The sequence below is a fragment of the Microcella alkalica genome (assembly GCF_014137945.1).
GTDB lineage: Bacteria > Actinomycetota > Actinomycetes > Actinomycetales > Microbacteriaceae > Microcella > Microcella alkalica.
This window is the reverse complement of sequence record NZ_JACGWX010000010.1, coordinates 1-17,964: the sequence shown is the minus strand read 5'-3', so window position 1 is coordinate 17,964 and position 17,964 is coordinate 1. Positions and strand designations below refer to the sequence as shown.

Genomic DNA, 17,964 nt, shown 5'->3' with positions numbered 1-17,964 from the left:
GGCAAAAGAGAGTAGGGCCCCGTCCGGTCGGACGGGGCCCCGCAGTCGCTCGGGAGCGACCGGACTACTTGGACTCGGCGTCGCCCTCGGTCGAGTCGGCGTCGGCCGCTGCGGCGTCGGCCGAGTCGGTCTCAGCGGACTCGGTCTCGGTCGACTCCGCGGGAGCCTCCTCGACGTCCTCGGCGGGCGCCTCGGCGGGCTCCTCGACGGCGGCGGCGGGCGCCTCCTTCGCTGCGGACTTCTTCGCCGACTTCGGCTTCGGGTTCACGGGCTCGAGAACGAGCTCGATGACCGCCATGGGGGCGTTGTCGCCCTTGCGGTAGCCGACCTTCGTGATGCGCGTGTAGCCACCCTCGCGCTCGGCGACGAGCGGAGCGATCTGCGTGAAGAGCTCGTGCACGGCGCTCTTGTCGCGGATGATCGTCATGACGCGGCGGCGGGCGTGGAGGTCACCGCGCTTCGCGAACGTGATGAGGCGCTCGGCGAGCGGCCGGAGGCGCTTTGCTTTCGTCTCGGTCGTCGTGATGCTCTTGTGCGTGAACAGCGCGGTGGCGAGGTTCGCGAGGAGCAGGCGCTCGTGGGCGGGGCCTCCGCCGAGGCGCGGACCCTTGGTGGGCTTAGGCATGATCAGTGTTCTCCAGTGTCAGGTGCTGCCGGGGCTGTCGGGGACGACGGGCCCTTAGATGTAGTCGTCCTCGTTGCCGCCGTAGTAGTGGGCGCCGTCGAATCCGGGAACCGCGTCCTTGAGCGAGAGGCCCATCTCGACGAGCTTGTCCTTGACCTCGTCGACCGACTTCTGCCCGAAGTTGCGGATGTTCATGAGCTGCGTCTCCGAGAGGGCGACGAGCTCGCTGACAGTGTTGATGCCCTCGCGCTTGAGGCAGTTGTAGCTGCGCACCGAGAGGTCGAGGTCCTCGATGGGCATCGAGAGCTCGGTGGAGAGCACTGCGTCGACCGGCGCGGGGCCGATCTCGATGCCCTCGGCCTGCGTGTTGAGCTCGCGCGCCAGACCGAACAGCTCGGTGAGCGTGCGGCCGGCCGAGGCGATCGCGTCGCGGGGGGTGATCGCGGGCTTCGACTCGACGTCGACCACGAGGCGGTCGAAGTCGGTGCGCTCGCCGGCACGCGTCGCCTCGACGCGGTAGGTGACCTTGAGCACGGGCGAGTAGATCGAGTCGACGGGGATCTGGCCGGCCTCGCTGAACTCGCTGCGGTTCTGGGTCGCGCTGACGTAGCCGCGGCCGCGCTCGATGGTGAGCTCGAGCTCGAACTTGGCGTTGTCGTTGAGCGTCGCGATGACGAGCTCGGGGTTGTGGATCTCGACGCCCGCGGGAGCGGAGATGTCGGCCGCCGTGACCTCGCCGGAGCCGGTCTTGCGGAGGTACGCCGTGATCGGCTCGTCGTGCTCGCTCGAGACGACGAGGTTCTTGATGTTGAGGATGATCTCGGTGACATCCTCCTTCACGCCCTGGATGGTGCTGAACTCGTGCAGAACGCCGTCGATGCGGATGCTCGTGACGGCAGCGCCGGGGATCGACGAGAGGAGCGTGCGGCGAAGCGAGTTGCCGAGGGTGTAGCCGAAGCCCGGCTCGAGCGGCTCGATGATGAACCGCGAGCGGAAGTCGGAGACGCTCTCCTCGGTGAGGGTGGGACGCTGTGCGATGAGCACTATGGATTCCTTTCGGCAAAGTGTCCGCCATATGACACTTGTTTGCGACGAGTGGCTGGCTCGTCGAGTGTGTTGAGTTATGTGGTTCTGGAGGACGCGACGAGCGCGGCACGGGCACTGCTGCGGCCTGCGCGACGCGCGCCCGTCAGGCGCGCGTCGCCGCGATTCCTGTGAACCGCTTCACAGGAATCGCCATGCGGCTAGACGCGGCGGCGCTTCGGCGGGCGGCAGCCGTTGTGCGCCTGCGGCGTCACGTCGCTGATCGAGCCCACCTCGAGGCCGGCGGCCTGCAACGAGCGGATCGCCGTCTCGCGGCCCGAGCCGGGGCCCTTGACGAAGACGTCGACCTTCTTCATGCCGTGCTCCTGCGCCTGGCGCGCGGCCGACTCGGCGGCGAGCTGCGCGGCGAACGGGGTCGACTTGCGCGAGCCCTTGAAGCCGACGCCGCCGGACGACGCCCAGCTGATGACGGCCCCGCTGGGGTCGGTGATCGAGACGATCGTGTTGTTGAACGTCGACTTGATGTGGGCCTGGCCCACGGCGATGTTCTTCTTCTCCTTGCGACGCGGCTTGCGAGCGGCCGACTTGGGTGCTGCCATGTTTTTCTCTCTCCGTGTGAGTTCGTGGCGCCGAGCGTGCGTGCGCCCGGCAGTCGGCTACTTGCGGCCGGCCTTCTTCTTGCCGGCGACGGTGCGCTTCGGGCCCTTGCGGGTACGAGCGTTGGTCTTGGTGCGCTGTCCGCGCACGGGGAGGCCGCGACGGTGGCGGATGCCCTCGTAGGATCCGATCTCGACCTTGCGGCGGATGTCGGCGGCGACCTCTCGGCGGAGGTCTCCTTCGACCTTGTACGTGCCTTCGATGTGGTCGCGCAGCTGGACGAGCTGGTCGTCGCTGAGGTCCTTGACGCGAGTGTTCGGGTCGATGCCCGTGGCCTCGAGGGTCTGCACGGCGCGGGTGCGACCGACGCCGTAGATGTAGGTGAGGGCGACCTCGACGCGCTTATCGCGCGGGATGTCGACTCCGGCAAGACGGGCCATGACGGCTCCTTCGGATGAATCGGGGAGGTGTGGAGCAGCTCCGGTGCCCGGGCCTCCCGCCCGGGGTGTCCGCCGCTTCCGCGGCTTCTGGAACTGCCAGTTCGTCTATTCAGTTATGAGTTCGCGTGCCGCTCTCGCGGCGGCGACTAGCCCTGACGCTGCTTGTGCCGAGGGTTCTCGCAGATGACCATCACGTTGCCGTGACGGCGGATCACCTTGCACTTGTCGCAGATGGGCTTGACGCTGGGGTTGACCTTCATGGTTCTTCCTTCGGGGGTTCGCTGGCCTCGTGCGCCGGGTGGAGTCCCGGGCCGTTCCTTGTGCAGCGAGATCCGTTACTTGTAGCGGTAGACGATCCGGCCGCGGGTCAGGTCGTAGGGGCTCAGCTCCACGATCACGCGGTCCTCCGGGAGGATGCGGATGTAGTGCTGGCGCATCTTGCCCGAGATGTGGGCGAGCACCTTGTGTCCGTTGGTCAGCTCAACGCGGAACATCGCGTTGGGCAGAGCCTCGATCACCGCGCCCTCGATTTCGATGACACCGTCTTTTTTGGCCATAGCCTCTTCGTCGCTAAAAGTTGGGGATTTCGCTGGTCGTGCGCATACCGGCACCCGTGGAAGGCCGCGTCGACTGCACAAGCGACGCGCCACGTCGACACGCCGAAGGCGTGCCATGAGCACCAAGGGTCTAGCTTAGGCGGTAATGCGGTTCTGTGGCAACTCGGAGCCGGGTCAGCCGGCGACGACGACGCCGCGCTCGGCGAGGGCCGATGCGATCCGACCGGTCACCTCGTCGATCTCGCCGATGCCGTCGACCTTGACGAGCAGTCCGCGCTCCTCGTACACGCCGATGAGCGGAGCCGTCTGCTGGCGGTAGATCTCGAGACGGTGGCGGACGACCGACTCGTCATCGTCGCTGCGCCCCTGATCGAGCGCGCGCTGACGGAGCCGCTCGACGACGACGTCCGGGTCGGCGACCAGCTCGACCACGACATCCATCGCCGTGTCGTGCTCGGCGAGGAAAGAGTCGAGGTAGGCGACCTGGTCGAGCGTGCGCGGGTACCCGTCGAGGAGGAAGCCCGACGCGCAGTCGGCCTGCTCGAGGCGATCGCGCACGAGGTCGTTGGTGAGGGAGTCGGGGACGTTGTCGCCAGCGTCCATGTAGGCCTTCGCCTTCACGCCGAGGGGTGTCTCCTCGCGGACGTTCTGACGGAAGATGTCGCCCGTCGAGATCGCCGGCACGCGGAGCATGTCGCGCAGCCGCGCGGCCTGCGTGCCCTTGCCCGCCCCGGGCGGGCCGATGAGCAGGAGGCGCGCGCTCACTTCAGGAGCCCCTCGTAGTGCCGCTGCTGCAGCTGCGCGTCGATCTGCTTCACGGTCTCGAGGCCGACGCCGACGATGATCAGGATGCTCGCGCCGCCGAACGGGAAGTTCTGGTTGGCGTTCACCGTGGCGAGCGCGATCAGCGGAATGAGCGCGACCAGGCCGAGGTACAGCGAGCCGGGGAGCGTCACTCGCGTGAGCACGTAGTCCAGGTACTCGGCCGTCGGGCGGCCCGCGCGGATGCCGGGGATGAAGCCGCCGTACTTCTTCATGTTGTCCGCGACCTCCTCCGGGTTGAAGGTGATCGCGACGTAGAAGTACGTGAATCCGACGATGAGCAGGAAGTAAACGATCATGTAGATCGGGTTGTCGCCGGAGACGAGGTTGTTCTGGATCCAGACGACCCACTCGGGCGCGGTCTCGCCCGCCTGCGGCTGGTTGAACTGCGCGACGAGAGCGGGCAGGTACAGCAGCGACGACGCGAAGATGACGGGCACGACGCCGGCCATGTTGACCTTGATGGGGATGTACGTGTTGTTGCCGCCGTAGGTGCGGCGGCCCACCATGCGCTTGGCGTACTGCACCGGGATGCGCCGCTGCGACTGCTCGACGAACACGACGGCGGCCATGACCAGCAGGCCGAGACCGAGCACGAGCAGGAAGATGTCGAAGCCCTGCGCCTGGGCGATGGCCCAGAGAGCGGTCGGGAAGGTCGCGGCGATCGAGACGAAGATCAGCAGCGACATGCCGTTGCCGATGCCGCGCTCGGTGATGAGCTCGCCGAGCCACATGATGAGGCCCGTGCCCGCGGTCATCGTGATGACCATGAGGAGGATGGCGTACCAGCTGGAATCGGTGATGAGCTGGCTGCACTCCGCGACGCCGGACGTGGTCGGGAACAGCGCGCCCGCTCGGGCCACCGTGATGAGCGTCGTCGACTGCAGGACGGCGAGAGCGATCGTGAGGTAGCGCGTGTACTGCGTGAGCTTGGCCTGACCGGCCTGCCCCTCCTTGTAGAGGGTGTCGAAGTGGGGGATGACCACGCGCAGGAGCTGCGTGATGATCGAGGCCGTGATGTACGGCATGATCCCGAGCGCGAAGATCGACAGCTGCAGGAGGGCGCCGCCGGAGAAGAGGTTGACGAGCTGGTAGAGCCCGGTCGCGTCGGCGTTGCCCTGGAGGCAGATCTGGACGTTCTCGAAATCGACGAACGGCGCAGGGATGAAAGAACCCAGACGGAAGAGCGCGACGATTCCGAGGGTGAAACCGATCTTCCGGCGGAGGTCGGGCGTGCGGAAGATCCGCCCGATAGCTCTGAACACGAGACCTCCCGTACTAAACAGCAGGAGCATCTCGCGCGCGGCGGCCCGAGATGCTGTGGCCCGGTTGGGCCGGAAGCCGGGCGGCCCCCGAAGGGGCCGCCCGAGCGGCTAGTTGATCGAACCGCCGGCCGCGACGATCTTCTGCTCCGCGGAGCGCGAGACCTTGTCGACGGCCACGTTCAGCTTAACCGCAATGTCGCCGTCGCCGAGAACCTTGACCTTCTCGTTCTTGCGAACAGCACCCTTGGCCACGAGGTCGCCGATGGTGACGTCGCCGCCCTTCGGGTAGAGCTCGGCCAGCGTCGACAGGTTCACGACCTGGTACTCGACGCGGAACGGGTTCGTGAAGCCGCGCAGCTTGGGCGCGCGCATCACGAAGTTCAGGTTGCCGCCCTCGAAGCCGGGGCGCACCGAGTAGCGAGCCTTCGTGCCCTTGGTGCCGCGACCCGCGGTCTTGCCCTTCGAGCCCTCACCGCGGCCGACGCGGGTGCGGTCCTTCTTCGACCCGGGAGCGGGGCGGAGATGGTGGACCTTGAGCACCTGCGGGCGCGCGACCTCGGTCGACTCCGCCTTCGTGGCCGGAGTCTTCTTCGCGGGCGCCTTGTTGGCGGGAGCCTTCTCAGCAGCCGGCTTGTCAGCAACGGCCTTCGCCGGAGCCTTCTTCGCAGGAGCCTTCTCAGCAGCCGGCTTGTCAGCAACGGCCTTCGCCGGAGCCTTCTTCGCAGGAGCCTTCTCAGCAACCGGCTTGTCAGCAACGGCCTTCGCCGGAGCCTTCTTCGCAGGAGCCTTCTCAGCAGCGGCCTTCGCCGGAGCCTTCTTGGCCGGCGCCGTGGCGGCGTCGTCCTTCTTCTCTTCAGCCATTAGTCAATCTCCTCGAACTTCACGAGGTGAGCGACCGCACGAACGTACCCGCGGTTGGCCGGGCTGTCCTCGCGGACGACGACATCGCCGATCCGCTTGAGGCCCAGGCTGCGCAGGGTGTCGCGCTGGTTCTGCTTCTCGCTGATAACAGACTTGATCTGGGTCACCTTCAGACGCGATCCCATCATGCACCTGCCTTTCCGGCCGCGACCTTGGCCGCGTGGGCCTCGGCACGGACGAGACGGGCCGGGGCCACGTCCTCGAAGTCGCGACCACGGCGGGCGGCCACGGCACGCGGCTCCTCGAGCTGCTTGAGCGCCTCGACGGTCGCGTGCACGATGTTGATCGTGTTCGACGAGCCGAGCGACTTGCTCAGCACGTCGTGGATGCCGGCGCACTCGAGCACGGCACGGACGGGGCCACCGGCGATGACACCGGTACCGGCGGCGGCGGGGCGCAGGAGCACCACACCGGCGGCTGCTTCGCCCTGAACGGGGTGCGGGATCGTCTGAGCGACGCGGGGAACGCGGAAGAAGTTCTTCTTCGCCTCCTCGACGCCCTTCGAGATCGCCGTCGGGACCTCGCGCGCCTTGCCATAGCCGACGCCGACGAGGCCGTTGCCGTCACCCACGACCACGAGGGCCGTGAAGCTGAAGCGACGACCGCCCTTGACGACCTTCGAGACGCGGTTGATGGTCACGACGCGCTCGAGGAACTGGCTCTTCTCGGTATCGCGCGCACCGCGGTCGCGGTTGGGGTTCCGCTCGCGGCTGCCACGGCGAGCCTCGCGGGGCTCCGTCGACGGCTCCGACGATGCGGCGGTCTCCACGGGGGCCTCTGCCGCCACGGTCTGCTCCTTCGCGATGTTGTTGATGTCTGCCTCGCTCACAGGCTCAGTCCTGCCTCTCGCGCTCCATCGGCGATCGCGGCGACGCGACCGGCGTAGCGGTTGCCGCCGCGGTCGAACACGACCGCCTCGACGCCGGCCTGCTTCGCGCGCTCAGCGAGCAGCTCGCCGACCTTGCGGGCCTTGGCGGTCTTGTCGCCCTCGAACGTGCGGAGGTCGGCCTCCATGGTGGAGGCGCTGGCCAGGGTGTGGCCCCTGGTGTCGTCGACGATCTGCACGAAGACGTGACGCGCCGATCGGGTGACGACGAGACGCGGACGCTCGGACGTGCCGGCGATGCGCTTGCGAAGACGGGCGTGACGGCGGCCCTTGGCGGCCGTCTTGCTCTTGCCTCTAGTTCCGAGACCCATGATTACTTACCACTCTTTCCGGCCTTGCGGCGCACGATCTCGCCGGCGTACCGCACACCCTTGCCCTTGTACGGCTCGGGCTTGCGGATCTTGCGGATGTTCGCTGCGACCTCGCCCACGGCCTGCTTGTCGATGCCGCTGACGGTGAGCTTGTTGTTTCCCTCCACCGTGAAGGTGATCCCGGCGGGCGGGTTCACGGTGACGGGGTGCGAGAAGCCGAGTGCGAACTCGATGCTCTCGCCCTTGGCCTGCACTCGGTAACCGGTGCCGACGACCTCGAGGCCCTTGGTGTAGCCCTGGGTCACGCCGACGATGTTGTTCGCGATGAGGGTGCGGGTGAGGCCGTGGAGCGAGCGCGAGTTGCGCTCGTCATCGGGACGGGTGACGACGACCTGGTTGTCCTCGATGGAGACCTCGATGGGGCTCGCCACGGAGAGCGCGAGCTCGCCCTTGGGGCCCTTGACGGTGACGGCCTGGCCGTCGACCGACACGGTGACACCGCCGGGGATGTCGATGGGCATGCGTCCGATACGCGACATGTCAGATCACCACACGTAGGCGAGGACTTCCCCACCCACGCCCTTCTGCATCGCCTCGCGGTCAGTCAGCAGACCGGAGGAAGTCGAGAGGATCGCCACGCCGAGCCCGCCGAGGACGTGCGGGATCTCGGTGGACTTCGCGTAGACGCGGAGTCCGGGCTTCGAGACGCGCTTGATGCCGACGATCGACCGCTCGCGGTTCGGGCCGTACTTCAGCGACAGCGTGAGGGTCGAGCCGACGCGGGCTTCCTCGACGGCCCAGTCGGAGATGTAGCCCTCGCGCTTGAGGATCTCGGCGATGGTGGTCTTGAGCTTGCTGCTGGGCAGCGAGACCGTCTCGTGAAAAGCCGAGTTGGCGTTGCGCAGTCTGGTCAGCAGGTCTGCGACCGGATCTGTCATCGTCATGATGATGTTCCTGTTCTCGTCCGGTTTCCGCGCCCGTTACACGAACGCGGACCTGTTCGATCGGGGCCCCAGGAGGGGCCGATGTGGAGTGCCCCGGTCTAGGAGGCGTCGGCCGACTTGAAGGGGAAGCCGAGCGCGCGCAGCAGGGCGCGACCCTCGTCATCCGTCTTCGCCGTCGTCACGATGGTGATGTCGAATCCGCGGACGCGGTCGATCTTGTCCTGGTCGATCTCGTGGAACACGCTCTGCTCCTGGAGACCGAAGGTGTAGTTGCCGTTGCCGTCGAACTGCTGGTCGCTCAGGCCGCGGAAGTCGCGGATGCGCGGGAGCGCGAGCGAGAGCAGGCGGTCGAGGAACTCCCAGGCGCGGTCGCCGCGCAGCGTCACGTGGGCGCCGATGGGCATTCCCTCGCGCAGCTTGAACTGGGCGATCGACTTGCGGGCCTTGGTGACCTGCGGCTTCTGGCCGGTGATCGCGGTGAGGTCCTTGACCGCACCGTCGATGACCTTGCTGTCGCGCGCGGCCTCGCCGACACCGGTGTTCACGACGATCTTCACGAGACCGGGAACCTGGTGCGGGTTGGAGTAGCCGAACTGCTCCGTGAGCGCCTTGGTGATCTCAGCGCGGTACTTCTGCTTGAGGCGCGGCTGGATTCGGCCAGCCTGCGCTGCAGTGGTCGTCGTCATTAGAGCTTCTCACCTGAATTCTTGGCGTACCGCACGCGCACGGTCTTCTTCACGCCGTTCTTCTCGACGGTCTCCTCACGGTGACCGACGCGCGTGGGCTTCTTGGTCTTGGGGTCGACGACGGCCACGTTGGAGATGTGGATCGGGGCCTCGTGGGTCTCGATGCCGCCGGTCTTGGTGCCCCGCTGCGTCTGGCCGACGCGAACGTGCTTGGTGACGAGGTTGATGCCCTCGACGACCACGCGGTTCTTCTCGGCGAGCACCTCGATGACGCGACCCTGCTTGCCGCGGTCTCCGCCGCGGTCCTGCTTGGCGCCGCTGATGACCTGCACGAGGTCACCCTTCTTGATCTTCGCCATGGTTACAGCACCTCCGGGGCGAGCGAGACGATCTTCATGAACTTCTTGTCGCGAAGCTCACGACCGACCGGTCCGAAGATGCGGGTACCGCGGGGGTCCCCGTCGTTCTTCAGGATCACGGCGGCGTTCTCGTCGAACTTGATGTACGAGCCGTCGGGACGACGGGTCTGCTTGCGCGTGCGGACGATGACCGCCTTGACGACGTCGCCCTTCTTGACGTTGCCGCCGGGGATCGCGTCCTTGACGGTGGCGACGATGACGTCACCGAGACCCGCGTAGCGGCGGCCGGAGCCACCGAGCACGCGGATCGTGAGCAGCTCCTTGGCGCCGGTGTTGTCGGCGACCTTGAGCCGGGATTCCTGCTGAAGCATTTCTCTCTCCTATAAGGGCAAGCAGGCGAAGGCCTACTTGGCCTTCTCGAGGATCTCGACGAGGCGCCAGCGCTTCGTGGCGGACAGGGGGCGGGTCTCGGCGATGAGCACGAGGTCGCCGATGCCGGCGTCGTTCTGCTCGTCGTGGGCCTTGACCTTCGAGGTGCGGCGGATGACCTTGCCGTACAGCGGGTGCTTCACGCGGTCCTCGACCTCGACGACGATGGTCTTCTCCATCTTGTCGCTCGTCACGTAGCCGCGGCGAACCTTGCGGTAGCCGCGAGCGCTCTCGTCGCGAACGTCGTGCGCGGCCGACTCGTGGCCGGCAGCGACCTTCTTCTCGGCAGCCATCAGTTCTTCTCCTCCGTCTCGGCGGCGGGCGCCTCAGCGGCGTCAGCCTTCTTCGCCGACTTCTTGGCCGGCTTCGCCGGGGCCTCCACCGGCGCGGGCGTGGCACGGATGCCCAACTCACGCTCTCGGATGACCGTGTAGATGCGAGCGATGTCGCGCTTCACGGCGCGCAGGCGGCCGTGGCTCTCGAGCTGTCCGGTCGCGGCCTGGAACCGCAGGTTGAACAGCTCCTCCTTGGCCTTCTTCAGCTCGTCGACGAGTCGCTCGTCTTCGAAGGTGTCGAGCTCCGCAGGTGCGAGCTCCTTGGATCCGATCGCCATTACGCGTCGCCCTCCTCGCGCTTGATGATGCGTGCCTTGAGGGGCAGCTTGTGAATAGCACGGGTCATGGCCTCACGAGCGAGCTGCTCGTTGACGCCCGCGACCTCGAAGAGGACGCGGCCCGGCTTGACGTTCGCGACCCACCACTCCGGCGAGCCCTTACCCGAACCCATGCGAGTCTCGGCGGGCTTCTTGGTGAGCGGGCGGTCGGGGTAGATGTTGATCCAGACCTTGCCGCCACGCTTGATGTGACGGGTCATCGCGATACGCGCCGACTCGATCTGGCGGTTCGTGACGTATGCGGGCGTGATTGCCTGGATGCCGAACTCGCCGAACGAGACCTCGGTTCCACCGGTCGCGTGCCCACTCCGCTTGGGGTGGTGCTGCTTGCGGTACTTGACCTTGCGGGGAATCAGCATTGTTCCTAGCCTTCCGCTCCGGCCGCGGCGGGCGCCTTGGCGGCGGCCGGACGGCCACCGTCGCGACGGGGGCCACGGTCGGAATCACGACGCTCGGGGCGCGACGACTTCTGAGACGCCTGCTCGCGAGCGAGTTCCTTGTTGGTGATGTCGCCCTTGTAGATCCAGACCTTCACTCCGATGCGGCCGAACGTGGTCTTCGCCTCGTAGAAGCCGTAGTCGATGTTGGCGCGGAGCGTGTGCAGGGGCACGCGGCCCTCGCGGTAGAACTCCGAGCGCGACATCTCGGCGCCGCCGAGACGGCCGGAGACCTGGATGCGGACGCCCTTGGCGCCGGCGCGCTGCGCGCCCTGCAGACCCTTACGCATCGCGCGGCGGAAGGCCACACGAGCGCTGAGCTGCTCGGCGACGCCCTGCGCGACGAGCTGAGCCTCGGCCTCTGGGTTCTTGACCTCGAGGATGTTCAGCTGGATCTGCTTCGCGGTGAGCTTCTCGAGGTCGGCGCGGATGCGCTCGGCCTCGGCGCCACGACGACCGATGACGATACCGGGACGCGCCGTGTGAATGTCCACGCGGACGCGGTCGCGGGTGCGCTCGATCTCGATGCGCGCGACGCCGGCGCGGTCGAGGCTCGTGGTGAGCATCCGCCGGATCTTGACGTCCTCAGCCACGTAGTCGGCGTAGCGCTGACCGGGCTTGGTGCTGTCCGAGAACCACCGCGACACGTGGTCGGTGGTAATGCCGAGACGGAAACCGTACGGGTTGACTTTCTGACCCATGACTACTTGCTCGCCTTCTTCTTCGTGCCCGAGCCCGCGACAGCGGCCTCATCCGGCGTGGCGAGCACGACGGTGATGTGGCTGGTGCGCTTGTTGATGCGGAACGCGCGGCCCTGCGCTCGCGGCTGGAACCGCTTGAGCGTGGTGCCCTCGTCGACGAACGCGCGGGCCACGTAGAGGTCCTGCTCGTCGAGGAAGGCGTTGGCAGCGTCCGCCTTCACCCGGGCGTTGGCCATGGCCGACGCGACGAGCTTGTAGACGGGCTCGCTCGCGCCCTGGGGCGCGAACTTCAGGATGGCAAGGGCCTCCATGGCCTGCTTGCCGCGGATCAGGTCGACGACGCGACGAGCCTTCTGAGGCGTCACGCGGATGTGTCGCACGCGGGCGATCGACTCCACCATGTCTGTACTCCTCTTCACGCCGCCGGGTTACCGGCGACGACCCTTCTTGTCGTCCTTCTCGTGACCGCGGAAGGTGCGGGTGGGCGCGAACTCGCCGAGCTTGTGCCCGACCATGGTCTCGGTCACGAACACGGGGATGTGCTTGCGGCCGTCGTGCACGGCGATCGTGTGCCCGAGCATGGCGGGGACGATCATCGACCGGCGCGACCAGGTCTTGATGACGTGCTTGGTTTTGGCCTCGTTCTGCGTGAACACCTTGCGAAGCAGGTGATCGTCGACGAACGGGCCCTTCTTGAGACTGCGAGGCATGTTTCTCGACTCCTACTAGCGCTTCTTACCGACGGTGCGGCGACGGACGATGAGCTTGTCGCTCTCCTTGTTGGGGCGACGGGTGCGGCCCTCGGACTGGCCCCAGGGGCTGACCGGGTGGCGACCACCGGAGGTCTTGCCCTCACCACCACCGTGCGGGTGGTCGATCGGGTTCATCGCGACACCGCGGACGGTCGGGCGCACGCCCTTCCAGCGCTTGCGGCCGGCCTTGCCCCAGTTGATGTTCGACTGCTCGGCGTTGCCGACCTCGCCGACCGTGGCGCGGCAGCGGGCATCCACGTTGCGGATCTCGCCCGAGGGGAGACGCAGCTGGGCGTAGGGGCCGTCCTTCGCGACGAGACGCACGGAGGCGCCGGCCGAGCGGGCCATCTTCGCGCCGCCGCCGGGGCGGAGCTCGATGGCGTGGATGACGGTACCCACGGGGATGTTGCGCAGCGGGAGGTTGTTGCCCGGCTTGATGTCGGCCGAGGCGCCCGACTCGACGATGTCGCCCTGCGAGAGCTTGTTCGGCGCGAGGATGTAGCGCTTCGTGCCGTCCACGTAGTGCAGGAGCGCGATGCGCGCGGTGCGGTTGGGGTCGTACTCAATGTGCGCGACCTTCGCGTTCACGCCGTCCTTATCGTTGCGACGGAAGTCGATCATGCGGTACTGGCGCTTGTGGCCACCACCGATGTGACGGGTCGTGATGCGACCGGTGTTGTTGCGGCCACCGGTCTTCGGAAGCGGCTTGAGCAGCGACTTCTCGGGCGTCGATCGGGTGATCTCAGCGAAGTCGGCGACCGACGAGCCGCGACGACCCGGGGTCGTGGGCTTGTACTTGCGAATAGCCATTGTTCTCTGTCTCCGTTGCCTAGCCGACGGCCGTGAAGATGTCGATGGAGCCCGACTTCAAGGTCACGATCGCGCGCTTGGTGTCCTTGCGCTTTCCGGTGCCGAAGCGGGTGCGGCGGGTCTTGCCCGGGCGGTTGAGCGTGTTGATCGACTCGACCTTGACGTTGAAGATCTTCTCGATGGCGAGCTTGATCTCGGTCTTGTTCGCACGCGGGTCCACCAGGAAGGTGTACTTGCCGTCGTCGATGAGCGCGTAGGACTTCTCGCTCACGACGGGCGCGATGATGATGTCGCGCGGGTCCTTGTTCTGGGCGACAGCGTGGATGCTCATGCGCCGACCTCTTCCTTCTTCGTCTTCGCGTTCACGAAGGCGTCGTACGCGCCCTTGATGAACACGATGTCGTCGCTGACCAGCACGTCGTACGCGTTGAGCTGGTCGGGGGTGATGACGTGCAGGTTCTTGAGGTTGCGGACGCTCTTGAGGTTGACCTCGTCATCGCGCTCGATCACGACGAGCACGTTTCGGCCCGCGGTGAGGGAGAGGATGACCGAGGCGGCAGCCTTGGTCGAGGGCACGTCGGTGCCGAACGACTCCACGATGTGGAGGCGCTCGCCGCGCGCGCGGTCGGAGAGGGCGCCGAGCAGAGCGGCGGCGATCATCTTCTTGGGCGTGCGCTGCGCGTAGTTGCGGGGGGTCGGGCCGTGGACGATGCCACCGCCGCGGTGCTCGGGGGCGCGGACGGAGCCCTGACGGCTGCGGCCCGTTCCCTTCTGCTTGAACGGCTTGACGCCGGAGCCGGAGACCTCGCCGCGACCCTTGGTCGAGTGCGTGCCCTGACGGGCGGCGGCGAGCTGGGCCACGACCACCTGGTGGAGGAGCGGGACATTGGTCTGCACGTCGAAGACGGCAGCGGGCAGGTCGACCGAACCGGTCTTCTTGCCGGCGGCGTCGACGACGTCGAGCGAGTTAGCCATCGCGGTTACGCTCCCTTCACGGCGTTGCGGACGAAGACGAGACGACCGCGAGCACCGGGGACGGCGCCCTTGATGAGCAGCAGACCCTTCTCGAGGTCGACGGAGTGAACCTTGAGGTTCATGACGGTGACGCGCTCGCCACCCATGCGGCCGGCCATGCGCATCCCCTTGAATACGCGGCTGGGGGTCGACGAGGCGCCGATCGAGCCGGGCTTGCGGTGGTTGCGGTGCGAACCGTGCGAGGCCGAGACGCCCTTGAAGTTGTGGCGCTTCATGACACCGGCGAAGCCCTTGCCCTTGCTCGTGCCGACGACGTCGACGAGCTGGCCCGCCTCGAAGATGTCGACCGCGAGCTCCTGGCCGGCGGCGTACTCGGACGCGTCGGCGGTGCGCACCTCGGTGAGGTGGCGGCGCGGGGTCGAGCCGGCCTTCTCGAAGTGGCCGGTGAGGGGCTTCGTGACCTTGCGCGGGTCGATCGCGCCGTAGGCGATCTGCACAGCCGCGTAGCCGTCCTTCTCGACCGTGCGCACCTGCGTCACGACGTTCGGGGCGATCTCCACGACGGTGACGGGAACGAGCTTGTTGTTCTCATCCCACACCTGGGTCATGCCGAGCTTCGTGCCCAGCAGACCCTTGGTCGTCTTGGTAGCAGACATAGAGGGGTTCCTTAGAGCTTGATCTCGATGTTGACGTCGGCGGGAAGGTCGAGGCGCATGAGCGAGTCGACCGCCTTCGGCGTCGGGTCGATGATGTCGATGAGCCGCTTGTGCGTGCGCTTCTCGAAGTGCTCGCGGCTGTCCTTGTACTTGTGGGGCGACCGGATGACGGCGATGACGTTCTTCTCCGTCGGCAGCGGCACGGGGCCGACCACGGTTGCGCCTGCACGCGTCACGGTGTCGACGATCTTGCGCGCCGATGCATCGAGACCTGCGTGGTCGTACGACTTAAGCCGGATGCGGATCTTCTGTCCCGCCATGCTCAACTCTCTTCCTTCTTGGACGTGATGAACCCTGACGGGCACATCTGCGCGGAGCGCTCTCGCTGTCGCACCACTGTTCTTCTGTCAAACATCGATCTGCTGCCGCACGCCGGCTGGGATCGCTCCCTGCCGAACTGGGTCCGACCTCTGCTCGTCACCGACCCCCGCGCTCGGGCGTGTCGCCCTCGCCAGGCACAGAGATATCCCCTGTGCGAGTTGGTTGTCGATTTAAGTCGTGTTCTTCTGCCTGCGGCCTAGGCTCATCGCCACCCGCACCTGCGGGCTGCTCGTCCTATGCACTGCCTGGACAGTGAGCCGCGCGACGAAGCGCGGCGTGTGGAACTAGAAGAGTCTGCCACAGCCGGGAGGGTGCTGCAACCCGGGCGTGTCGCCTCAGAGCGGAGGCCATTTCTGGCCTCCGCGGCGACATCGCCCCGGGGGCCGTCCCGGCCCCCGGTTGTCGGGTAGTTCGCTCCGAAGCCGCGAGGTACCGCGCTCGGCGAAGCCGGCGCCCCCACTCGGAGCCGCCGTGCACCCGCGCTCGGCGAAGCCGGCGCCCCGCCCCCGCACTTCTTGCTGTTTCGGGCGACTCGTCCTGAATCGGGCGCACGGGTCGCCCGAAACAGGACGAGTTGCGGGGATTCGCCCGCGGGAGGCGGAGGCGGCAGCGCGGCGGGCGCGGGCGAGGAGGCGGAGGCGGCAGTGCGGCGTTCGCGGGCGAGGAGGTCGAGGCGGCAGCGCGGCGGGCGCGCGCAGGCTGAGGTGTCCGGGGTCGGCGCGTTGGCGGGGCGGGGGCGTTCGCCGAGGCGGGCTACCGCGGCCCGCCGATGACGTCGCGCACGAGCGGCACCCCGACCCGGTATGCGAGCCACGAGTGCGACGGCGCGTCGAGCAGCACCACTCCCCCGCGCGAGCCGACGCGCACGTGCCCGACGTCGTCGCGCCGCAGGGCGCGAGCCCCGCCGACGGTCGCGGCCTCGAGGGCCTCGAGCGGGGTGACTCCCATCTCGCGCACCGCGAGAGCGAGGGCGAGAGGCATCGACGACGAGAAGTTCGAGCCAGGATTGCAGTCGGTCGCGATCGCGACGGAGACGCCCGCGTCGAGGAGGCGCCGGGCATCCGGGTACGGCTGCCGCGTCGAGAACTCGACGAGCGGGAGAAGCGTCGCGACCGTCGCGGTCGACGCGGACGGGGAGTCGGTCGACGCGTCGGCCCGCGCAGAGTCGGCGAGCGCCTGGACGTCAGCGGCCGTGAGGTGCGTGCAGTGGTCGACGCTCGCGGCACCGAGCTCGACGGCGAGGGCGACTCCGCCGTCGGCGGCGAGCTGGCCGGCGTGGACGCGCAGGCCGAGTCCGGCATCCCGCCCCGCCTCGAGGATGAGCCGCGCCTCGTCGACGCTGAAGGCGCCCGAACCGATGAAGACGTCGACCCAGCGGACGTGCGGCGCGCACGCGGCGAGCATCGGGCCGCGCACCAGGTCGACATAGGCGCCGCGGTCGGAGGCGTACTCGGCCGGCACGACATGCGCGCCGAGAAAGGTCGACTCGTCGGTGACCTCGCGGGCGAGGCGCAGGGCGCGCTCCTCGTCGGCGACCGTGAGCCCGTAGCCGCTCTTGATCTCGAGCGTCGTCGTACCCTGCGCCCGGGCCTCGGCGACGAGCCGCGCGAGCCGGACGCGCAGCTCGGCGACGCTCGCCTCGCGCGTCGCCGCCACGGTCGATCGGATGCCGCCCGCCGCGTACGGCCGCCCCGCCATGCGGGCCTCGAACTCGGCCGCGCGGTCGCCGGCGAAGACGAGATGGCTGTGGCTGTCGACGAATCCCGGGATGACCGCCCCGCCCGCCGCGTCGACGCGCGCGTCCGCGGGCGGCGCGTCCGAATCGTCGCCCACCCACTGCACGACGCCGTCGACGAGCACGACGGCCGCTCCGTGCCGCACGGGGCGGCCGGGCGCGAAGGTCACGAGCTCGCCGATGTTCGCGACGACGACGCTCATCATGGGCGCTCCCCCGCCGTCACGGGCGGAGCGGGCCGCGACGCGAGCCCCGCGAGCGCCTCGAGCACGCATAGCGCGGCGAGGCGCACGGTGCGCTGGTCGGCGGTATCGCGCACGGCGTCGAGCTCGGTCAGGTCGATGCTCGTGACGGCCGGATGCGCGCCCGCGAGCCGCGCCGCCGTGCGCAGCTCGATCGCGCTCAGGCCGCCGGGCACGCTTGCCGGACAGCCGGGCGCGACGCTGCGGTCGCACACGTCGAGGTCGAGGTCGACGTGGACGGGTCCGCCCGCCGACGCGGCGCGGTCGAGCGCCGCGGTCATCGCGGCTTCGATCGGGGTGGTCATCAGTTCGGCCCGGTTGACGACGGTGATGCCGTGCTCGGCGGCCCGTGCCGCATGTGCGCGGGAGTTCGCGAGCGGCTCGATGCCGAGCTGGCTCACTCGAGCCCCCGCGAGGCCCGCCTCGAGCAGCCGTCGCACCGGCGCGCCGTTGCTGGCGCCGTCGCGCAGGTCGTGGTGAGCATCCAGCGTCACGAGGCCCGCGGTCGCGAGGCGGCCGCCCCACGCCCCGAGGGCGGCCGGCACCGTCGCGGCGTTGTCGCCGCCGAGCACGATGACGAGGGATGCCGTGGCCGTGATCGCGGCGACGCGCGCGGTCGCGACCGCCTCGCCGTCGCCGTCGGGCTCGAGCACGTCACCGGCGTCGAGCACGACGAGTCGCTCCGGCGCGGCTTCCGCATCGTTGGCAGATTCGAC

At 68.2% G+C, this 17,964-nt stretch carries 30 protein-coding genes; all 30 read right to left on the bottom strand.

All coding sequences use genetic code 11. From position 1 onward, the window contains the following. Nucleotides 1-64: 64 nt before the first annotated feature. Nucleotides 65-625: a 50S ribosomal protein L17 gene (gene rplQ, locus FHX53_RS12855; protein WP_182491783.1), complete on the bottom strand. Its 561-nt coding sequence runs from the start codon at nt 623-625 to the stop codon at nt 65-67. Between the two features lie 54 nt (nt 626-679). Beyond that, the gene (locus FHX53_RS12850; RefSeq protein WP_182491781.1) at nt 680-1,669 is read right to left on the bottom strand and encodes a DNA-directed RNA polymerase subunit alpha; all 990 of its coding nucleotides are present in this window, start codon (nt 1,667-1,669) and stop codon (nt 680-682) included. Nucleotides 1,670-1,869: 200 nt separating this feature from the next. Next, nucleotides 1,870-2,268, bottom strand: coding sequence for a 30S ribosomal protein S11 (rpsK, locus tag FHX53_RS12845; RefSeq protein ID WP_055857188.1), 399 nt, complete (start codon nt 2,266-2,268; stop codon nt 1,870-1,872). A gap of 57 nt (nt 2,269-2,325) precedes the next feature. After that, on the bottom strand, nt 2,326-2,706 hold the full coding sequence (gene rpsM / locus FHX53_RS12840; RefSeq protein ID WP_182491779.1) for a 30S ribosomal protein S13: 381 nt from the start codon (nt 2,704-2,706) through the stop codon (nt 2,326-2,328). Between the two features lie 146 nt (nt 2,707-2,852). Beyond that, nucleotides 2,853-2,966, bottom strand: coding sequence for a 50S ribosomal protein L36 (gene rpmJ / locus FHX53_RS12835; protein WP_047561540.1), 114 nt, complete (start codon nt 2,964-2,966; stop codon nt 2,853-2,855). A 75-nt stretch (nt 2,967-3,041) separates the two neighbouring features. Then, the gene (gene infA / locus FHX53_RS12830) at nt 3,042-3,263 is read right to left on the bottom strand and encodes a translation initiation factor IF-1 (protein WP_055857193.1); all 222 of its coding nucleotides are present in this window, start codon (nt 3,261-3,263) and stop codon (nt 3,042-3,044) included. A gap of 174 nt (nt 3,264-3,437) precedes the next feature. After that, complete coding sequence (locus FHX53_RS12825) at nt 3,438-4,028, bottom strand: adenylate kinase (protein WP_182491777.1); 591 nt, start codon at nt 4,026-4,028, stop codon at nt 3,438-3,440. Continuing rightward, entirely contained in the window at nt 4,025-5,350 is a 1,326-nt protein-coding gene (gene secY / locus FHX53_RS12820; RefSeq protein WP_182491776.1) for a preprotein translocase subunit SecY, read from the bottom strand. Before secY ends, FHX53_RS12825 begins: the two co-directional genes overlap by 4 nt. Before the next feature lie 108 nt (nt 5,351-5,458). Next, on the bottom strand, nt 5,459-6,211 hold the full coding sequence (gene rplO / locus FHX53_RS13470) for a 50S ribosomal protein L15 (RefSeq protein WP_220476441.1): 753 nt from the start codon (nt 6,209-6,211) through the stop codon (nt 5,459-5,461). Next, nucleotides 6,211-6,396, bottom strand: coding sequence for a 50S ribosomal protein L30 (rpmD, locus tag FHX53_RS12810; protein ID WP_182491833.1), 186 nt, complete (start codon nt 6,394-6,396; stop codon nt 6,211-6,213). The genes rplO and rpmD overlap by 1 nt, the downstream gene beginning before the upstream one ends. Further along, on the bottom strand, nt 6,396-7,085 hold the full coding sequence (gene rpsE / locus FHX53_RS12805; RefSeq protein ID WP_182491832.1) for a 30S ribosomal protein S5: 690 nt from the start codon (nt 7,083-7,085) through the stop codon (nt 6,396-6,398). Before rpsE ends, rpmD begins: the two co-directional genes overlap by 1 nt. Nucleotides 7,086-7,096: 11 nt before the next feature. After that, entirely contained in the window at nt 7,097-7,468 is a 372-nt protein-coding gene (gene rplR / locus FHX53_RS12800) for a 50S ribosomal protein L18 (protein WP_182491774.1), read from the bottom strand. A gap of 2 nt (nt 7,469-7,470) precedes the next feature. Further along, nucleotides 7,471-8,007: a 50S ribosomal protein L6 gene (gene rplF / locus FHX53_RS12795; protein ID WP_182491772.1), complete on the bottom strand. Its 537-nt coding sequence runs from the start codon at nt 8,005-8,007 to the stop codon at nt 7,471-7,473. Between the two features lie 6 nt (nt 8,008-8,013). Then, on the bottom strand, nt 8,014-8,412 hold the full coding sequence (gene rpsH / locus FHX53_RS12790; protein WP_182491771.1) for a 30S ribosomal protein S8: 399 nt from the start codon (nt 8,410-8,412) through the stop codon (nt 8,014-8,016). A gap of 98 nt (nt 8,413-8,510) precedes the next feature. After that, nucleotides 8,511-9,098 carry a 50S ribosomal protein L5 gene (gene rplE, locus FHX53_RS12785; RefSeq protein ID WP_182491769.1) on the bottom strand — a complete coding sequence of 196 codons (588 nt, stop codon included), beginning with the start codon at nt 9,096-9,098 and terminating at the stop codon, nt 8,511-8,513. After that, nucleotides 9,098-9,457, bottom strand: coding sequence for a 50S ribosomal protein L24 (gene rplX / locus FHX53_RS12780; RefSeq protein ID WP_055857211.1), 360 nt, complete (start codon nt 9,455-9,457; stop codon nt 9,098-9,100). Before rplX ends, rplE begins: the two co-directional genes overlap by 1 nt. A 2-nt stretch (nt 9,458-9,459) precedes the next feature. Beyond that, nucleotides 9,460-9,828 (bottom strand): 50S ribosomal protein L14, encoded by a 369-nt coding sequence (rplN, locus tag FHX53_RS12775; protein WP_055857214.1) that lies wholly within the window; start codon nt 9,826-9,828, stop codon nt 9,460-9,462. 33 nt (nt 9,829-9,861) lie between these two features. Next, the gene (gene rpsQ / locus FHX53_RS12770; protein WP_182491767.1) at nt 9,862-10,179 is read right to left on the bottom strand and encodes a 30S ribosomal protein S17; all 318 of its coding nucleotides are present in this window, start codon (nt 10,177-10,179) and stop codon (nt 9,862-9,864) included. Next, nucleotides 10,179-10,499 (bottom strand): 50S ribosomal protein L29, encoded by a 321-nt coding sequence (gene rpmC, locus FHX53_RS13925; protein WP_182491765.1) that lies wholly within the window; start codon nt 10,497-10,499, stop codon nt 10,179-10,181. The genes rpsQ and rpmC overlap by 1 nt, the downstream gene beginning before the upstream one ends. Further along, entirely contained in the window at nt 10,499-10,918 is a 420-nt protein-coding gene (gene rplP / locus FHX53_RS12760; RefSeq protein ID WP_055857223.1) for a 50S ribosomal protein L16, read from the bottom strand. The genes rpmC and rplP overlap by 1 nt, the downstream gene beginning before the upstream one ends. Nucleotides 10,919-10,923: 5 nt before the next feature. Further along, the gene (gene rpsC / locus FHX53_RS12755) at nt 10,924-11,697 is read right to left on the bottom strand and encodes a 30S ribosomal protein S3 (RefSeq protein WP_182491764.1); all 774 of its coding nucleotides are present in this window, start codon (nt 11,695-11,697) and stop codon (nt 10,924-10,926) included. A gap of 2 nt (nt 11,698-11,699) precedes the next feature. Then, nucleotides 11,700-12,098 (bottom strand): 50S ribosomal protein L22, encoded by a 399-nt coding sequence (rplV, locus tag FHX53_RS12750; protein ID WP_182491762.1) that lies wholly within the window; start codon nt 12,096-12,098, stop codon nt 11,700-11,702. Nucleotides 12,099-12,125: 27 nt separating this feature from the next. Beyond that, the gene (rpsS, locus tag FHX53_RS12745) at nt 12,126-12,407 is read right to left on the bottom strand and encodes a 30S ribosomal protein S19 (protein ID WP_182491760.1); all 282 of its coding nucleotides are present in this window, start codon (nt 12,405-12,407) and stop codon (nt 12,126-12,128) included. Between the two features lie 15 nt (nt 12,408-12,422). Further along, a complete protein-coding gene (rplB, locus tag FHX53_RS12740) occupies nt 12,423-13,259 on the bottom strand; it encodes a 50S ribosomal protein L2 (RefSeq protein ID WP_182491759.1) in 837 nt (278 codons plus the stop codon). Nucleotides 13,260-13,278: 19 nt separating this feature from the next. Then, nucleotides 13,279-13,590 carry a 50S ribosomal protein L23 gene (gene rplW / locus FHX53_RS12735; RefSeq protein ID WP_182491757.1) on the bottom strand — a complete coding sequence of 104 codons (312 nt, stop codon included), beginning with the start codon at nt 13,588-13,590 and terminating at the stop codon, nt 13,279-13,281. Next, on the bottom strand, nt 13,587-14,234 hold the full coding sequence (gene rplD, locus FHX53_RS12730) for a 50S ribosomal protein L4 (RefSeq protein ID WP_055857242.1): 648 nt from the start codon (nt 14,232-14,234) through the stop codon (nt 13,587-13,589). The genes rplW and rplD overlap by 4 nt, the downstream gene beginning before the upstream one ends. 5 nt (nt 14,235-14,239) lie before the next feature. After that, the gene (gene rplC, locus FHX53_RS12725) at nt 14,240-14,890 is read right to left on the bottom strand and encodes a 50S ribosomal protein L3 (RefSeq protein WP_182491755.1); all 651 of its coding nucleotides are present in this window, start codon (nt 14,888-14,890) and stop codon (nt 14,240-14,242) included. Between the two features lie 11 nt (nt 14,891-14,901). Next, nucleotides 14,902-15,210, bottom strand: a complete 309-nt coding sequence (gene rpsJ / locus FHX53_RS12720; RefSeq protein ID WP_047561503.1) for a 30S ribosomal protein S10 — start codon at nt 15,208-15,210, stop codon at nt 14,902-14,904. Between the two features lie 814 nt (nt 15,211-16,024). Further along, entirely contained in the window at nt 16,025-17,209 is a 1,185-nt protein-coding gene (hutI, locus tag FHX53_RS12715; RefSeq protein ID WP_220476440.1) for an imidazolonepropionase, read from the bottom strand. Beyond that, the coding region (locus FHX53_RS12710) for an arginase family protein (RefSeq protein WP_182491751.1) at nt 17,209-17,964 on the bottom strand (756 nt) is incomplete at its 5' end. The genes FHX53_RS12710 and hutI, both read right to left, overlap by 1 nt.

Excerpts from the sequence above, each read along its gene's own strand:
- rpsM (WP_182491779.1), bottom strand. The coding sequence starts at position 2,706 with ATGGCCCGTCTTGCCGGAGTCGACATCCCGCGCGATAAGCGCGTCGAG.
- rplV (WP_182491762.1), bottom strand. The coding sequence starts at position 12,098 with ATGGTGGAGTCGATCGCCCGCGTGCGACACATCCGCGTGACGCCTCAG.
- rplF (WP_182491772.1), bottom strand. The coding sequence starts at position 8,007 with ATGTCGCGTATCGGACGCATGCCCATCGACATCCCCGGCGGTGTCACC.
- rpmD (WP_182491833.1), bottom strand. The coding sequence starts at position 6,396 with ATGGGATCGCGTCTGAAGGTGACCCAGATCAAGTCTGTTATCAGCGAG.
- rpsS (WP_182491760.1), bottom strand. The coding sequence starts at position 12,407 with ATGCCTCGCAGTCTCAAGAAGGGCCCGTTCGTCGACGATCACCTGCTT.
- rpsK (WP_055857188.1), bottom strand. The coding sequence starts at position 2,268 with ATGGCAGCACCCAAGTCGGCCGCTCGCAAGCCGCGTCGCAAGGAGAAG.
- rplP (WP_055857223.1), bottom strand. The coding sequence starts at position 10,918 with ATGCTGATTCCCCGCAAGGTCAAGTACCGCAAGCAGCACCACCCCAAG.
- rplW (WP_182491757.1), bottom strand. The coding sequence starts at position 13,590 with ATGAGCATCCACGCTGTCGCCCAGAACAAGGACCCGCGCGACATCATC.
- rplD (WP_055857242.1), bottom strand. The coding sequence starts at position 14,234 with ATGGCTAACTCGCTCGACGTCGTCGACGCCGCCGGCAAGAAGACCGGT.
- rplR (WP_182491774.1), bottom strand. The coding sequence starts at position 7,468 with ATGGGTCTCGGAACTAGAGGCAAGAGCAAGACGGCCGCCAAGGGCCGC.
- rplN (WP_055857214.1), bottom strand. The coding sequence starts at position 9,828 with ATGCTTCAGCAGGAATCCCGGCTCAAGGTCGCCGACAACACCGGCGCC.
- hutI (WP_220476440.1), bottom strand. The coding sequence starts at position 17,209 with ATGAGCGTCGTCGTCGCGAACATCGGCGAGCTCGTGACCTTCGCGCCC.
- rpsJ (WP_047561503.1), bottom strand. The coding sequence starts at position 15,210 with ATGGCGGGACAGAAGATCCGCATCCGGCTTAAGTCGTACGACCACGCA.
- rplO (WP_220476441.1), bottom strand. The coding sequence starts at position 6,211 with ATGGCTGAAGAGAAGAAGGACGACGCCGCCACGGCGCCGGCCAAGAAG.
- rplQ (WP_182491783.1), bottom strand. The coding sequence starts at position 625 with ATGCCTAAGCCCACCAAGGGTCCGCGCCTCGGCGGAGGCCCCGCCCAC.
- rpsH (WP_182491771.1), bottom strand. The coding sequence starts at position 8,412 with ATGACGATGACAGATCCGGTCGCAGACCTGCTGACCAGACTGCGCAAC.
- rpsQ (WP_182491767.1), bottom strand. The coding sequence starts at position 10,179 with ATGGCTGCCGAGAAGAAGGTCGCTGCCGGCCACGAGTCGGCCGCGCAC.
- rplC (WP_182491755.1), bottom strand. The coding sequence starts at position 14,890 with ATGTCTGCTACCAAGACGACCAAGGGTCTGCTGGGCACGAAGCTCGGC.
- rplE (WP_182491769.1), bottom strand. The coding sequence starts at position 9,098 with ATGACGACGACCACTGCAGCGCAGGCTGGCCGAATCCAGCCGCGCCTC.
- rpmC (WP_182491765.1), bottom strand. The coding sequence starts at position 10,499 with ATGGCGATCGGATCCAAGGAGCTCGCACCTGCGGAGCTCGACACCTTC.
- rpmJ (WP_047561540.1), bottom strand. The coding sequence starts at position 2,966 with ATGAAGGTCAACCCCAGCGTCAAGCCCATCTGCGACAAGTGCAAGGTG.
- infA (WP_055857193.1), bottom strand. The coding sequence starts at position 3,263 with ATGGCCAAAAAAGACGGTGTCATCGAAATCGAGGGCGCGGTGATCGAG.
- rplX (WP_055857211.1), bottom strand. The coding sequence starts at position 9,457 with ATGGCGAAGATCAAGAAGGGTGACCTCGTGCAGGTCATCAGCGGCGCC.
- rplB (WP_182491759.1), bottom strand. The coding sequence starts at position 13,259 with ATGGCTATTCGCAAGTACAAGCCCACGACCCCGGGTCGTCGCGGCTCG.
- rpsC (WP_182491764.1), bottom strand. The coding sequence starts at position 11,697 with ATGGGTCAGAAAGTCAACCCGTACGGTTTCCGTCTCGGCATTACCACC.